Below are 15,643 nucleotides of genomic sequence, written 5' to 3'. Positions count from 1 at the left end.
GTGTTTTCTTCTCTGGTATTGGCTTATTGCAGCCTAAGCTCGCTTGGAAGCATAGTTTCAATCACCTTGCCATCTTGTTTGTATACCTTACCGTCTTTCATTACCAAGTTTACATCTGCCAATAGGTTTATATATCTGAGAACGTCGCCTCTGACGGCAATAATGTCAGCATGTTTGCCTTCGCTAATCGTCCCTACCTTGTCACTCACACCCATAAAAACGGCAGGCCAATAGGTGGCTGCGCGGATTGCATCCATTGGTCGCATTTGCATTTCGCTGACTTGAATTGCGAGCTCATTCCAGGTGCTTTGGCAGTGAAACTTCATGGGTATGCCACTGTCTGTCCCCATTAAAAACACCACACCGGCTTCGCGCAACTGTTCTATTTTTCGTTTTAATGTCGGCTTGCGCAGGGGCGTTAATTGCATATAAGCCAATTGGCCGGGCTTTTGTATAGACGCCTTGATGTCGGCAATCGTGTCTGCTTTGAGGCCTCGTTTCCAGCACGGATCATCAAGCTTTTCGGGGTTGGCGCGGGTTATTTCATACTGATATAGCCCCTCTACCGTGGGTGTCCAATAAAGTGGTCCGCCAGCCACGCGGCCCGTAGCAGTGCGCTCTTTTAAAAGTGTCATCACATCTTCAGGGTATTCAGGTGCGGTAGTTAAGCCAGTATGCTCAAAGTTATCAATGCCGATTTCAATGCCCACACGAATTTCGTCGGGTCTATGGCTATGACCAATCACTTTAAGACCACGTGTATGCGCGGTCTCGACAACTGCACGTGCCACATCTTTTTCAACCTTGTCTTGATCCACAAACTTAATCAGGTCAACGCCTGCATCTGCTAATTCATTGACCTTGCTTCGCGCTTCACGAACGCTGCCGACGCCCCAGCGATAGTCTTCTGTCCCGGGGTAGGGTTCAGCTTGTATAAATGGTCCTGTGACGTACAAAGTAGGGCCCGGCAATTCGCCTTCATTAATTCGCTTACGAATGCTTAAGGAAGGGGCAAGTGGCCCGCCTAAATCCCTAGCGCTTGTGACACCTGCTAATAAGAGTTGGATGGCGCTTGCGGGCATAATTTCGTCTTCGAGTCTCGACTTATATGTTGGATGCCAGTGACTATAATTGGCATGCCCAGTAATCATTAAATGGGCATGGTTTTCCCAAAGTCCCGGCAATACATCCATGCCTTCTGTGGATACTTGCTTGTAACTCGACGCAATCTCAATTGTGTCGGTCGTGCCAACGCGCTCAATAATGCCGTCTTTGACTAGTATGACACTGTTTGCGGTTGGCTGACCGCCAAAGCCATCAATTAAACGCCCGCCAACGAGCGCGATGTTTTCAGCGCTTGCCTGATGTGCAGATAGCGCGGCACATGTACATAGCGTCAATAGAGTCAAATAGTTGGATATTTTGTGGAAGGCTTTCATCAATTACCAGAGAGTCGGACAGCGTTACACAAGCATAGACACCAAGTTAGATTGATTCAATATTTGATTAAAGGGCTTTGCTGGCGAGACTCGTTGAAAACAAACCGCGTAGTGAAGCAGCAGATGTAGTATACACCCTCGGGCAAAACGATATGCGTAATTTACGCCCATCAATTATGAATGGTTTCGAATAACACTATCGCTTTGCTCGATTTTAAGTGAAGGCGTGGTACTTGCCACTTAAATCAACATCAAGAAGGTTAAGAAAAGGGCGTAAGTGCGTTTAGTCAGATGATCCTTCGACTGACAATGCAGCATTTACATCACTTAAAAAGTCCTCATCGTCTGGCTTAGTGCGCGAGCCATAATGCGCAACCACCTTGCCATTTTTGTCCATTAGGTATTTATTGAAATTCCACTTAGGCGATTTACCTGTTTCTTCTGCTAGCTTTGCATATAGAGGATCGGCATTCTCGCCCCGTACCGAAATTGGCTCAAACATAGGGAAATTTACCCCATACGTTAATTCGCATACTTCAGCGGTTTTGCTTTCGTCGGAGTATTCCTGTGCAAAATCATTTGACGGAAAGCCAAGTACAACTAGCCCATCATCTTTATAATTTGAATAGAGTGCCTCTAGGCCTTCGAACTGGGGAGTAAAGCCACACTTACTCGCAGTATTAACGAATAAAACCGCCTTGCCGGCGTACTCATCACAAAGGTTTACCACTTCCTGTGAGTTAAGTTTACGCTTCATATGCTTCAATGTATCTGGGCAAGTGTTAGCTGACGCAGTGCTGGTGATGGCTAGTAGAGATGCTATTGCAAACAGCTTTTTCATGGTAATTCCCTCATTTTAACGATTAATTAGTGTGGCTCTGATAAAAAGCGACTGCATGTTACGCATGCTCCTAAACGCCACGTTGATTTTATTTAACCTGATGAATCCTGTTTAAGTAATGGTGCAAGCGCTTGTTTTACATCCTCAAATCAATTTTTACACTCAGTGCTGCTAGAATTGTGAAGGACAAGGCGCAAAAGTCACGTAATAGTTATTCCATTGCTGGCTTTTGCAACGCAGTAATTCGCAATTCTAGCGGTACTGAGCGCCGTTTCTTAAACAGGATTCGGGTTATTTATATTTCAATACGCCATACTTTTAATATGGGGCTTAACATTTAGATCAAAACCTAAATTTCAACACTCACGTACTTATTCGTCTAACTGGTCGCGTGACCAAAATTACAGCCTTGGGCAGCATATATGCCGATAGGCATTTTGAGTCTTTCAATTGTCATTTGCACCCTCTAATATAGCGGTTGAAAACCAAGTTAGCATGGATATTACGAGCGAGATTCACTTCTCTGAGTCTCTCATTTAACCGGCAGAGTTATAAGAACAATGAAAACACCAATACTCACATCTTTAAGTTGCTCAACAAGCTCATCATTCGCGCATATTTCAAAATTAAGCGCGCTTGCGCTTGTTTGCCTATCGTTAGGCGCGTGCAGCGCAACTGAAAATTCAACAACCAATGCGGCTCGAGTAAATTCAGATGGCGTTGCAAAGTCTTTCAACACACAAACTATTTCGCCCACAAAATCCAGTGCGCCAAGCTCCTCAGTAGCAACGGGTCAAGCATTGAGCCTAGAACTTATCATGTCGGATCCGGATTGGTTGGGTAATCAGCCCGAATCACCGACCTTTAGCCCGTTAGGCACTCAGATAGTTTATCAGCGCAAACAGCAAGGCAGCATTGTTCGTGACTTTTTTACGACAAATGTAGGACAAGGTAATGGCGAAAAGGTTGCCCTGAGCAAAGTACACGAAGTGTCATATAGCGAGATAATAAACGACCATGATCAAGATTTTGTTGCATGGATTTATCAAGGAGACGTGTTTGCTCAAAAACGCGGTACAAATGAGGTGATGCAGCTCACACGAGACTCAGCAAGAGCGACTAATTTACAATACTTTGCGCCAAGCGCCACCGAAGAAACACCTAATGCCTCAGCGCTTGGCGTGTCATTTCAGGTAGGGAATGGTTTTTATTCAGTGAACGTAGAGGATGGTGCATATCAACAGTTGCTAAGTTGGAAGTTTGCCGAAAAGCCGCAAGTCGTTAAACCGCCAAAAGACTACATCGCGCAAGAGCAAATTAAGCTGATTCAGTATGAGCAAGTACAGCGTAAAAATCGACAAGACCGACAAGACTTAAGAGATGCTATCAAGCAGCAAAATAGTACGGTGATGTCTGCTGAGTTTTATTTACCAAAGAAGCACACTAATGTGCTAGCAAGCCTCTCTCCAAATGGTAAGCATGCCGTTATTGTAACGCGAGAAAATACGCCAACGCGCAGCGATACCGATATTATGCCCGATTATATTGAAGAAGACGGACGTATAGCAGCAAAAAATGTGCGCCAAAGGGTTGCCGACGCTAAACCTGTTACTCATGATATTTATTTAGTTAATGTCGAAACAGGCAGTCAACGCAAGCTTAGCTATGTGAGTTTACCTGGGTATAACGAAGATGTCCTTGAGTTGGAAAAACGTGAGAATGCTGAGGCGCACGGTGAAACCTATGAGGCGAACCGCTTGCCCCGAAACATAGGCTTGCTGTTTGATTGGTATGCTACGGAACGCCCAATACGCTGGCATGATGATGGCGAGCATTTAGCGTTAATGCTAGAAGCTTGGGATAATAAAGATCGCTGGATCGTGAGCATGGATGTAACCGAAGATAAGAGCTTCAGCACACAGCATCGCATGCATGATGACGCGTGGGTAAATTACCGGTTTAATCAGTTTGGTTGGCTTGAAGACTCGCTTACGTTGTATCTATTGTCTGAACAGTCTGGCTATTCGCAGCTTTACATAAAGCCGATTGATGGCGAACTGAACCAAATTACCGACGGCGTGTTTACCGTTGATGATGTACGAATATCTCATGATGATAAATATGCATTTTACAAAGCCAACAAAGAGCATCCGGGCATTTACGAAGTGTATCGTAGCGATTTAAATACCGGCGAAACACTTGTATTGACAGATTTAAACGGCATGACCGACTTCATGCTATCACCCAACGAAGACAGTCTCTTACTCACTCACAGCAAGCTGACCATGCCGCCTGAGCTTTATACGCTTGAATTAACGGAGCAGCGAACGGCTGCTGGTAATGCCCAGCGTTTAACTAATACTGTCAGTGAGGCATTCTTGTCATACGATTGGCAGGCGCCTAGCATTGTTGCAGTGCCCTCAAGCCATACTGAACAACCCATTTACTCGCGTGTGTATCAACCTTCCGAAAATACGAGTGAGAAGCGAAGAGCAGTCGTCTTTAATCACGGTGCAGGATATTTGCAAAACGCACATTTGGGCTGGTCTGGGTATTTTCGCGAGTTTATGTTCCACAACTTTTTAGTTGAACAAGGCTACGTAGTGCTGGATATGGATTTTCGTGCGTCAGCTGGCTATGGGCGTGAGTGGCGCACCGCGATTTACCGTCAAATGGGCACGCCAGAAGTGCAAGATTTAGTAGACGGGGTCGATTGGTTGGTTGAAAACGCAAATGTGGATCGCCAGCGCATTGGAACCTATGGCGGTTCATACGGCGGCTTTCTAACCTTTATGGCGCTATTCAACGAGCCCGATTTATTTCAGGCAGGTGCTGCACTGCGCCCGGTATCGGATTGGGCGCACTACAATACGCCTTACACATCAAATATATTAAATACGCCTGATGTAGACCCACTCGCATACGAAAGAAGCTCGCCTATTTATTTTGCTGAAGGCTTAACAAAACCTTTGCTGATGAATGCACCCATGGTTGATGACAACGTTTTCTTTGTCGATGTAGTTAGACTTGTGCAGCGCTTAATCGAGCTGGAAAAAGAGGATTTTGAGACAGCAATTTATCCCGTTGAACCACATGGTTTTGTGCAACCTAGCTCGTGGTTAGATGAGTATCGCAGGATATATAAGTTATTTGAGACGAACCTTTAAAAATAGCACTGTTTTGTATATCAGACCTCGCTATCACAGCTATGTGTTAGCGAGGTTTTTTGCTACTTGGCGCTGTCGCTTATCCCGAGTTGAGGTTAATTTATTAGAAGGCTTAAGTAATTGACAACACTACGTATATCTCCCACTGACATGCTCGACACCCTTACCAAACTATTTGTTGATCGAGGTTACCAGCAAAGCGAAGCTGCGAAGCTTAGCGAGGTATTCACCGAAAACTCGTGTTGCGGAGTGCAGTCTCATGGGATCAATCGAGTGCCCTTGTTTATTGAGTTTTTGGACAAGGACTTGGTTGATATTAAATCGAAAGCAAGCTGTGTAGAGGCTTTTGGCGGTATTGAGCGCTGGGATGGTAAGCAAGGGGCAGGGATATTGAATGCCTTAGCAGCCACCAACCGCGCGATAGTGTTGGCAAAACAGCACGCAATGGGTATGGTCGCACTACGAAATACCAACCACTGGATGCGCGGCGGTTATTACGCATGGCGAGCAGCGCAACAAGGCTGCATTGCCATTATGTTTACCAACACTAAACCTAATATGCCAGCTTGGGGTGGTAAAGAACTTCGCATTGGGAATAATCCTTTTGTAATATCGATACCAAATGGAGATTCGCCAATATTGCTTGATATGGCAATGTCGCAGTTTTCGTTTGGAAAAATGGAAAGCTATGCGCAAAACAATGAGCAGCTGCCGGTCGAAGGTGGCTGGGACAAAACGGGGGCGCTTAGCAAACATCCACAAGATATACTCGAAACTCAACAAAGTTTACCGATTGGCTATTGGAAGGGTTCTGCATTGGCGATGGTGTTAGATATGTTGGCAACACTGCTCTGTGCCGGTCAATCCACTTACCGTTTGGGGCAAGCACCTGAAGAAACTGGCGTGTCCCAAGTGTTTATCTGCATAGATCAAAGCCAAGTGGCTAATTCTGACCTGCATACGCAATTGCTGAATGAAATCATCAGTTTCACGCAAAGCGCGACTGAAATTGAAGAAGGAAAGCGGCCACGCTATCCGGGCGAGCAAAGTTTTGCATGTAAAAAAGATAGTCTTAAAAACGGCATTCCCGTAGATTCCGAGGTTTGGAACACGGTACTTCATCTCAAAAAACAATAATTTTATCTTGAAAACATAATGTTTTTATAAGGTTTGCATCTGCTGACTATGCAATGTGTTGCTTCCCTTGTCGAAAAGGGTAGGGTTTCTATGCCAATACATCGCTTATCCGTTTCCTGAACATCTAGCTAGGCGATACCAAAAACAGGATTATGCAAATGATACTCAGCAAATTTCGCAACATCATCACTATCATGCTTTTAAGCCTTGCGAGTGCTTCTGCTTCAGCCAATGCATGTAACTTAAGTATTTACAGTGATATAACGCTCACGGGAGACTTAGATTGCACCTCATCGTCTTTTGTATTCGGCGTATTTAGCGACAATGTCACCATTGACCTAAATGGATATACGATCCGGGGAAGCGAAACAACCCGGGGTATACGTATTCGAGGATACGATGGTTTAACCATAAAAAATGGCAACTTAATTGGTTTTTCAATGGCGGTTAATGCGAGTGATTCACATAAGTTACGCATCAGTAATATTAACTTTGTGGAATCGGGAGCCTCGATTATTACGACAAATAGCAACCATGGATTTATTGAAAAGAATAAGTTTATTAATGTTCGCGGGAACGCGGTATCAATATCAGTAAACTTGACCGGTGCGAGCGCGAACAATAATCGCATTTTAAACAATGAGTTTTTCCAGGTAGGCTTACACGCAGTAAACTTGTGCGGTGCCAACGCTGAGAAGAATTTGATATCGGACAACTATATTTGGAAAAACCGCGCTTCGGCGATTATGCTACGCGAGGCGCATTTTAACCAAATACTTGGGAATAAGATTTTAGAATCTGGAAACTTCCCGGCAATCCAATTTGACGCGTCATCCTATAATGAAGTGGACGATAACACGCTGAGAAACGGACAAAAAATTGGCATCGGCTTAGGCAAACAGGGCGGGGCATGTTTGGCAACTAGCCATAGGGGTAGCTTGAAAAATCAAATAGTCGGAAATCGAATCAATGGTTTTCCAACAAGTATTGCAGCTGGCACAAGCACAAGTTTGCTGGTCGACGTTGAGGGAAGCTTCATCAGTGGTAATCGCTTTAGTGCCTCAGACACGGGTGTATTTTTTAATCGAAGCACAAAACATAATCGCCTTAGAAATAATGTGTTTAGAGCCGTAGATGAAGACGTTGTGGATTTAGGTGTAAGTAACAGATGGTAAAAAAGTACTGAGGCTATGTTCTTTTTTCCAATAACATGACAATCGCAGCGCTTAAGACACCTAACACGGCGCCATACAAATGACCATCTACCGCTACCGCAACGCCAATTAAATTTGCCGTATCTTCAGTAGAGCCACCCAACTGCTCATAAATCAGCTTTGCTACTCCAATCAATACAAGTAGGTAGGTGGTCATTCTTTTGGTCTTTATGTCGAAACATAGCGCAAAGGCAAACACCCCATGAAGCGTGCCCGATAAGCCAACATACCAAATCGTCGGCGCTACCATGAGCAATATTAACGACAATCCTAAGGTGCAAACAGGCAGTAGTAAGGCTAATCGTTTTGTAGATAAGTATTCGTAAAATAACGCCCAAGTGAGGATGCAACCGGCAATATTGAGTCCAAGATGCGCAACGTTACTATGCACGAAATGGGCAGTAAAAAGCCGCCAATATTCTTGTTTATTCAAAGCGGACTGAGTAAGTGCAAATGCGTCCAACGAGTATGTCAGTTCGCCGATTGGATCTAAAAGTGCTAACAAAGCAAATATCAAACACACGCAAACAATCAAAACACAAGCGCCCGATTTTGTGATTAATTTCTTTGTAAGGTTTCCCACCGTTGGTGAATCCATCGTGCCAAAAGAGTCAGCAGCAAGTGTATGGTAAAGGCGAGAGATGTGCCAATCTCTTAATCATTAGGGAATAATCATGTGAAGATTGAGGCTCTAAATCAAACAGCATCGGTACTTCCGCTTCATCATGACTTCGACAAAAAAAAGCGAATGCCATCTAATTTACTGTATTGTTTTGCGTTGGTGTGTATCGCCACCTATTATGCTCAAATTCGCGTCATGTAAAAGGGAGTTATCTTTGAAGATCCTATACATTTGCACTCACAACAGATGCAGAAGCATCTTATCTGAGGCAATCACCAACGAAATTGCGGGTGATGTGATTGAAGCCAGAAGCGCAGGCAGTCAGCCTGCAGGTATTGTGCACCCGCTATCGCTTACGTACCTGAAACAAACGGGATATTCCACAGACGGCTTGTGTAGCCAATCTTGGGATGATTTTGAAGGTTTTAAGCCTGATGTGGTGATCACCGTGTGTGACGCTGCAGCAGGTGAAACCTGTCCAGTGTATTTTAACCAGAGTGTGAGGGTGCATTGGGGCTTGCAAGATCCGTCAAAAATAGAAGGGGATGATATGAAAGTTAAGGAGGCTTTTTTAGCGTGTATTGACGAAATTGCGCAACGCGTTACAAAGCTACAAGCTATTGCCATGAACAACTTGAGTCACGATGCGCTCACTTATGCTCTATCTAACATAGGTGCTCGGTAAAGACGCACATTAGCATCAGTAAGGTAGATGTTGTGCAAGCTGTGCTTGATAGTTGTCTCTCTATATTGATTTTAACATACTGGTTTTACGCAACAAATAAGCTTTCATTTATGATTCGCTTTCTAAAACTATTAATTTATGACAAGCTTTTGAATTGGGAACCTTATAAGTGACAAAACGATAACGTGTGGATTTACCTTACTAGACATGCCGAGACCCAGGGCAATATTGCTCGCATCGTGCAAACGCCTGATACGCCTCTAACGAGTCGTGGACATAAACAAGCCGAAGCTTTAGCAAATTACTATAAACACATGCCTATAAGTCATATATTGCGCAGTGACTATGCACGTACTCAAGACAGTGCAAAACCGATTCATCAGAGTCTATCTTGCAAGTTAACCCTTGAGCCCATCCTGCGCAAGCGAAATTTTGGGGATTTACTGATGTCCATTCAAACCTTAAACTTCATACCAATTACCCTCTGCTCGATACTTGAGTGACAGTTCTGCTGACTTTCCCGTAAAGGCTTCTTGGAAAAAAGCTTTTACCTTTTCATTCTTTTCTGCCGGCTCTTCAAAATATGCGTGCGAGCGTTTTACCCAATTAGCGGACGTAAAATTAATGTAGTGAGCATTTTCAGCATCCAAAGCGCGAATGTAGTGTCCGAGTCTGGCCAATTGGTTGGAGCCAAATTTTGCTCTGGATAGTTTTAATGCAATGTCTTCTTCATTAATTGTGATAAACAAGCGTTTGCGAAATCGTATGGTGTCGACCCAAGTTTTGTGATCTGCGTTATTGGTGTCGGCGGCTACTAGCACGACATTGTCAAAGGTTAAATCATTACCTTCGTTGGTGGAGCTTTTCAACATTTGTTTGAGTAAGTAATTTCCCATGCTGTGGAACATAGCGTTAAAGGTAAAGGGGCATTCTTTTTCTATAAGGCGTGAATACAGGCAATCTCGGGCTTCTTTATTTTTTGGATGTTTTTCGTTAGCTTGTGCCAGTAATTTAAGCTGCTGACCTTCGTTAATTACCACGAAGTGCTCTCGCATTGTTTTTAAAATACGCTCTAGTGCGCCGGTCGATGCTCTAGCATCCCGCTTATCCGACTTATATGATGCAGCCCCCGCAGCGCCACCGCCATTGGCTGGCCAAGTGAAAGGGATGACTTCAACGCCATATTTGTCTTGCAAGTAAAACGCTCTCTCGATGACATCACCTGCATCATTATTAAAACCATGCACGAAAAACAAAACGTGCGTCTTTTTTTTACGCGCTTGCTGCGTCACGTGCACCGCCACCTCTAAGCTAATCCAGTGCTGAGCTTCAGGGTCGAGATTAAGCGCATGTTCTTTAATCAGCGCTTTTGCCCTTGATTCAGGTAATTCATCTTCCAATAGCTCAATCTTATACTTGCCTCGATTTCTCTCCACCTTTAATACCCTAAGTTCATTGGGGCCTTTTGCGTTTGGGCGTTCTCCGAACTGTTCTAAGCCCTCTCTATCGGTGAATATTTCTCGGTTAGTGACGACATACATGATTAGCATTTCCTTTGTTTGGATGAACCAACACATCAACACAATGGTGCATCATTTGAGATCTTGCCTGAAATACAGAACTGCGCAGAGCGAGATTTGTTTTACGCTTAGTTACCCCACAATAGTACACATCGAATACTGAGACAATTATTAGTTACTAGCGACAAGCCATGTATTACAAGCGTTACAAGGCATGTCTTAGCCTTAAGTATTTGAATGGCAACAGCTTGAAAAATTTAAAAGGTTATATTTTTCAATTACTTATCTAAAAACCCACTTTTCTCCTGACTTAATTGTAGATGACTAGCTACAGAAACGTGCAAGCGATAAATGCGTATTAAGGCTAACTTTATGATTACAAACAATTTTTTAGAAATGGCACGGAAACTGTAGTAGCAATGGTGAAGCGCACGTAAGGCGCATCTTCATAAACGTTAGGAGAAACATTATGAAACTTTCAAAAAATCTAGCTTTTCCATTACTGACTACTATTTTCGCAATCGGTATTGCTGCATCAGCGGGTGCCTCAGAAGGGACTTTTGATGAACTAGATACCGACCAAGATGGTGTAATTTCACAATCAGAAGCGCAGGCACATGCAACATTGAGCGCTACGTTTGCCGAAGTCGATACAGACGCTGACGGTGTGATTTCTTGGGCAGAATTTTCAGCTGCTGGCTTGGACCAATAAGCTAAGGACTTCTTCTTTAGCTTAGATATCATATAAAAGGAATATTATTATGACCAAACAAACAACTTTCAAACTGACCTTGCTTGCATCACTTTGTGCCGGCGCGATGAGTTTCAGTGCCCTAGCACAAAGCGACCTATTCAAAGAGCTTGATGTCAATGCTGATGGCATGATTTCTACATCAGAAGCACAAGCACACTCAACCTTGAGCGAAAATTTCGAGCTGATTGATCTTGATGCAGACGGCAACATCAGCGAAGAAGAGTTTGCTACAACGGGTCTCTAGGGAGAAGTCTCCAAAGCCATGGATGGCTTGTTTTAATATTTTCTGCTTCATCAATTCAATTCAAACAACTCAAGCACAGCTTTGTCTTACATACGCGTTTGCATTCAGGTGAACTACATGAACTACCGAGCAGTGCTTCCTGACTTGTTGCAAAGTCGTTCATAATCACAAGTGCTCTCAACAGGCGCGCTTTTGATGTCAGACTTAATTCGTCTTTACCTTGTGACCAGCACTACGCTTCATTCCGCTTATTTATTTCTTTATGGTTTATAAAACAAACCCTTGCTTGTATGCTAATACACTGATTAATATTCACGTAATAACGTAACCATTCACCATCACGGGAAAGACATGCAAAGAGCTTTATCGCCCAAAGTATTTGGATTTTTATGTGCAGGCATCGCGGCTGTTGCAATGTTCAGTGCTCACTCACAAACCCAGGTTTGGGAAGACAGAGAGCCAGAAGCCGCAACGGGGTGGTATCAAAAGCAAGCCGCCGAAGCGAAGCATTACATGGTTGCATCGGCCAATCCTCATGCATCTAATGCTGGCCTTAAAATATTAGAGCAGGGTGGTTCTGCGCTTGACGCGGCGGTTGCAGTGCAGGCGATGCTGACGTTAGTGGAGCCTCAGTCCTCTGGTATTGGTGGCGGTGCGTTTATTTTGTACTGGGACAATACTAAAAAGCAGCTTTTTACTTATGACGGGCGAGAGCTTGCACCTGCTAACATTACTGAGGACGTTTTTTTCAAAGACGGTGAAGTTATGTCATGGCGTGAATCTGTTGTAGGCGGCAAGTCCGTTGGTGTGCCAGGTGTGTTAAAGGCGCTAGACATGGCGCATCAAAAACATGGCAAACTGCCTTGGAAGCAACTGTTCAGTGATACCATTTATTTGGCCAGAGAAGGGTTTGAAGTATCGCCAAGGTTAGCGGGGCTGTTACAAAGAGATTTACACCCAGCTTTGAACACCTTTGAAGCGGCTTCTAGTTACTTTAAACCCAATGGGCAATGGCTAGTGGAAGGTGAGCTGCGTAAAAACCACGAGCTTGCAGATACGCTACACAGTATTGCAAACGAAGGCGTAGACTACTTTTATTCCGGGCCTTTGGCTGAGAAAATCGCCGAAGCGGTGCGCCTTGCACCAACCAATCCAGGCAGAATGAGTACGCGAGATCTGCGCAACTACGAGGCGATTCAACGCGCCCCTATGTGCGGCGATTATCGAAAATATTCTATTTGCTCTATGGCGCCGCCAAGTTCAGGCGGTGTGAGTGTGTATCAAATTTTAAAAGGGCTTGAGCAGTTCGATTTGGCGAGTTTTGGCTCGCAAAGTAAAGAACTCGTTCACGCTTTTACTCAAGCAAGTTCGCTTGCGTTTGCAGACCGTTCTATTTACATAGCAGACTTAGACTTTCTTGGCCTTTCCGCAAAACCACTGGTAGATGAACAGTATTTGTCTAAGCGTGCAGGCTTAATTTCGCTCACTGAACCTTATCAAAAAGCGTCCCCAGGCAAGCCATACCCTTCATTAGCGGCGGCGAAAGACGATGCTTACGAACTAAATAGCACAAGCCATATTTCTATTGTTGATAAAGATGGAAACGCTGTTTCAATGACGACCAGCATTGAATTTATGTTTGGCTCTGGCGTAATGGTTGGTGGCTTTTTGTTAAACAACCAGTTAACCGACTTTGCGCTCTCGCCTGAAAAGGACGGAAAGCCGGTTTTAAATCGAGTGCAACCGTATAAACGACCTCGCAGCAGCATGTCCCCAAGCATGATTTTTAATCAAGACGGCGAATTGGAGCTGGTTATCGGTTCTCCGGGCGGGAGCCGCATTATTAACTATGTTGCGCAAGCGGTAATAAACGTAATAGATTTCGAAATGAACGTACAAGAGGCTATCAGCGCCCCCCGTTTTACTAACCGTAATGACTATACCGCTTTGGAAAAGGGAAGTCCGATTGCGGGCTTAGAGGCAGAGCTTAGTGAACTGGGGCATGACGTCAGAGTAATTGATTTAAATAGTGGTTTACATGGTATTCATGTTCGACAAGGAAAGTTGATAGGCGGCGCAGATCCACGCAGAGAAGGTTTGGCCATTGGCCGATAATGCGGTGAAGTATTAACATGCATTTCTCTCATGCATACAGTACTGTCGTCTTTGTAAAATTAAATAAGGGCAAGTAGCTATGACCGAAGATCAAATCCAAGCACTAAAAATTGCGTTCACCTTTATGCCGCAAACCATAGAAGTCAATAAGTACGAATATGGAGAGGGTTATAAACGCGTGCTTGAGCAAATTGACTTTGTTCGAGGTACCTTACTGGAACTTGATATTGACCCCGATGAGGTTGCCGGTGAGATAAATCCTGACGCTAGTCCTAATTCAATGTACTAGAGTAGGAAAGAGCTAAACGCCCTAGGGGATTGTGTTGGTAATATCATTGACAAACCATTTGCCTGAGCGACGTTGCATGTGCAAGGTTTTGAGGTCGACGAGCTGTTCACCATTGAACTGTCCAACTATTTTAACTTCAATCTGAGCATCTTCATTAAATTCTGACATAATCAGCGAGCCGCCCGAAACGGGATCAACTGTCATTTCATCAAGTCTAAGGTTGAGCAGATGACGCTGGACATTTTTGTTGGTGTGATGGCCTTTTACAATTCTTGCAAAACGCTCTGTAGATAGCTCAACAACCCGATTGAGGTTGTCATCCCGGTACAAAGCCTGCATAAACACAACGGCGCTGTACTGAGGAGTGTCAGTGCTCATCATACCGTAGCGACCTGCGCTTACCTCTTCTTCTTTTTCCTGTTGACACGCACTTAGAAAAATCACGATTGATAGGGTAAAAAAATAGTAAAGATAGCGCTGTTTCATGTAGACGACTCCGTTAATTAGTTCTTATCGGCAGTCGTTTCCTTTTTATAAGACTTTAACTATAAATAGCGTCGGGAGACTCACATCTGATTTGAAGTCTATTTAAAAAGAGCGCAAGCGCGCTCTTTTTATCAGTAGTTTCGCTAAGGCGTAGCGACGATTTACTGAACTTCTTCTAGTTCAGAAAACTCACCAGCAAACAGCGGGCTACTTAAGTATCGTTCTGTGCCACTTGCAAGTAATACAACAATGATCTTGTCTTTATTTTCTGGGCGCTCTGCAAAGCGCTTCGCAGCTACCGCTGCTGCGCCTGACGAGATACCAGCTAAAATACCTTCTTCTTTCATCAATCGTTGACACATAGCAAAGCATTCTTCGTTGCTTACACGCTCAACCTCGTCAACTAGACTTAAATCTAGATTGCCCGGAATAAAACCAGCGCCAATGCCTTGAATTTTGTGAGGGGCAGGCGTGAGATCATCGCCCGCCAGTGCTTGAGTGATGACGGGTGAGTCTTCAGGCTCAACGGCAACAGTAACAATTGCTTTGCCCTGCGTATTTTTTAGATATCGTGAAGTACCCGTTAGCGTGCCGCCTGTGCCCACGCCGGCAATAAACGCATCCACTTTTCCATCTGTTGCTTCCCAAATTTCCGGGCCAGTGGTTTTTTCGTGAATTTCTGGGTTTGCTGGATTTTCAAATTGATGCATTGGTACGTATTTATCTGGGTTTGCATCCATCAACTCTTGCACTTTAGCAACGGCGCCTTTCATACCCTTTGGTGGCTCGGTCAGTACTAAGTTTGCACCTAAGGCTTTCAGGAGTTTTCGACGCTCTAAAGACATTGAACTTGGCATTGTCAGGGTAATCTTGTATCCACGAGAGGCAGCAACAAAAGCCAAGGCGATCCCTGTGTTTCCGCTGGTTGCTTCTATAATTTCTTTGTCGTGAGTCAAAATGCCTTTTTTCTCAGCATCCCAAATCATGTTAGCGCCGATGCGGCATTTCACACTAAAACTAGGATTTCGACTTTCGATTTTTGCGTATACATTCCCAGATACGATGCGATTGAGTTTTACCAGCGGGGTGTTCCCGATGGCAAGTGAGCTGTCGTCAAATACGTTCATTGT

The 15,643-nt window shown here is 44.2% G+C and carries 15 protein-coding genes; 9 read left to right on the top strand and 6 right to left on the bottom strand.

Going from position 1 to position 15,643, the window contains the following annotated elements; all coding sequences use genetic code 11:
- Positions 1-23: 23 nt before the first annotated feature.
- A complete protein-coding gene (locus PN836_RS03595; RefSeq protein ID WP_395343602.1) occupies positions 24-1,439 on the bottom strand; it encodes an amidohydrolase family protein in 1,416 nt (471 codons plus the stop codon).
- Between the two features lie 283 nt (positions 1,440-1,722).
- The gene (locus PN836_RS03590) at positions 1,723-2,280 is read right to left on the bottom strand and encodes a glutathione peroxidase (protein WP_395343599.1); all 558 of its coding nucleotides are present in this window, start codon (positions 2,278-2,280) and stop codon (positions 1,723-1,725) included.
- A 560-nt stretch (positions 2,281-2,840) separates the two neighbouring features.
- On the opposite strand from PN836_RS03590, the gene PN836_RS03585 reads away from it, so the two are divergent.
- From PN836_RS03585 to PN836_RS03575, 3 genes are all read left to right on the top strand, one after another.
- Positions 2,841-5,447 (top strand): S9 family peptidase, encoded by a 2,607-nt coding sequence (locus tag PN836_RS03585; protein ID WP_395343597.1) that lies wholly within the window; start codon positions 2,841-2,843, stop codon positions 5,445-5,447.
- A 120-nt stretch (positions 5,448-5,567) separates the two neighbouring features.
- A complete protein-coding gene (gene yiaK / locus PN836_RS03580) occupies positions 5,568-6,584 on the top strand; it encodes a 3-dehydro-L-gulonate 2-dehydrogenase (RefSeq protein WP_395343595.1) in 1,017 nt (338 codons plus the stop codon).
- A 158-nt stretch (positions 6,585-6,742) separates the two neighbouring features.
- A complete protein-coding gene (locus PN836_RS03575; RefSeq protein ID WP_395343592.1) occupies positions 6,743-7,759 on the top strand; it encodes a NosD domain-containing protein in 1,017 nt (338 codons plus the stop codon).
- Between the two features lie 13 nt (positions 7,760-7,772).
- Here PN836_RS03575 and rrtA read toward each other — a convergent pair whose 3' ends face one another.
- The gene (gene rrtA / locus PN836_RS03570) at positions 7,773-8,381 is read right to left on the bottom strand and encodes a rhombosortase (protein WP_395343589.1); all 609 of its coding nucleotides are present in this window, start codon (positions 8,379-8,381) and stop codon (positions 7,773-7,775) included.
- Positions 8,382-8,634: 253 nt separating this feature from the next.
- On the opposite strand from rrtA, the gene PN836_RS03565 reads away from it, so the two are divergent.
- Both PN836_RS03565 and PN836_RS03560 read left to right on the top strand, forming a co-directional pair.
- Positions 8,635-9,105 carry an arsenate reductase ArsC gene (locus tag PN836_RS03565; RefSeq protein WP_395343587.1) on the top strand — a complete coding sequence of 157 codons (471 nt, stop codon included), beginning with the start codon at positions 8,635-8,637 and terminating at the stop codon, positions 9,103-9,105.
- 185 nt (positions 9,106-9,290) lie between these two features.
- Positions 9,291-9,608, top strand: coding sequence for a histidine phosphatase family protein (locus PN836_RS03560; protein ID WP_395343585.1), 318 nt, complete (start codon positions 9,291-9,293; stop codon positions 9,606-9,608).
- On the opposite strand, the gene PN836_RS03555 is transcribed toward PN836_RS03560, so the two are convergent.
- Positions 9,567-10,646: an alpha/beta hydrolase gene (locus PN836_RS03555; RefSeq protein WP_395343583.1), complete on the bottom strand. Its 1,080-nt coding sequence runs from the start codon at positions 10,644-10,646 to the stop codon at positions 9,567-9,569. The two genes, PN836_RS03560 and PN836_RS03555, sit on opposite strands and share 42 nt — an antisense overlap.
- A gap of 448 nt (positions 10,647-11,094) precedes the next feature.
- Between PN836_RS03555 and PN836_RS03550 the strand changes: the two genes are divergently transcribed.
- From PN836_RS03550 to PN836_RS03535, 4 genes are all read left to right on the top strand, one after another.
- Entirely contained in the window at positions 11,095-11,337 is a 243-nt protein-coding gene (locus PN836_RS03550; protein ID WP_395343581.1) for an EF-hand domain-containing protein, read from the top strand.
- 49 nt (positions 11,338-11,386) lie between these two features.
- Positions 11,387-11,623: a hypothetical protein gene (locus tag PN836_RS03545; RefSeq protein ID WP_395343579.1), complete on the top strand. Its 237-nt coding sequence runs from the start codon at positions 11,387-11,389 to the stop codon at positions 11,621-11,623.
- Positions 11,624-11,974: 351 nt separating this feature from the next.
- Positions 11,975-13,738 carry a gamma-glutamyltransferase gene (ggt, locus tag PN836_RS03540; RefSeq protein WP_395343577.1) on the top strand — a complete coding sequence of 588 codons (1,764 nt, stop codon included), beginning with the start codon at positions 11,975-11,977 and terminating at the stop codon, positions 13,736-13,738.
- A 79-nt stretch (positions 13,739-13,817) separates the two neighbouring features.
- A complete protein-coding gene (locus PN836_RS03535; protein WP_395343575.1) occupies positions 13,818-14,027 on the top strand; it encodes a penicillin-binding protein in 210 nt (69 codons plus the stop codon).
- Between the two features lie 21 nt (positions 14,028-14,048).
- Here the strand turns inward: PN836_RS03535 and PN836_RS03530 are convergent, their stop codons facing one another.
- Both PN836_RS03530 and cysK read right to left on the bottom strand, forming a co-directional pair.
- Positions 14,049-14,513: a hypothetical protein gene (locus PN836_RS03530; protein ID WP_395343572.1), complete on the bottom strand. Its 465-nt coding sequence runs from the start codon at positions 14,511-14,513 to the stop codon at positions 14,049-14,051.
- 161 nt (positions 14,514-14,674) lie between these two features.
- Complete coding sequence (cysK, locus tag PN836_RS03525; RefSeq protein ID WP_395343569.1) at positions 14,675-15,640, bottom strand: cysteine synthase A; 966 nt, start codon at positions 15,638-15,640, stop codon at positions 14,675-14,677.
- Positions 15,641-15,643 lie beyond the last annotated feature (3 nt).

The organism is Ningiella algicola, assembly GCF_028401415.2.
In the GTDB taxonomy this organism is placed as follows: Bacteria; Pseudomonadota; Gammaproteobacteria; order Enterobacterales; family Alteromonadaceae; genus Glaciecola.
The sequence above is the reverse complement of the archived record's forward strand: the minus strand, read 5'-3'. Positions and strand labels throughout refer to the sequence as shown.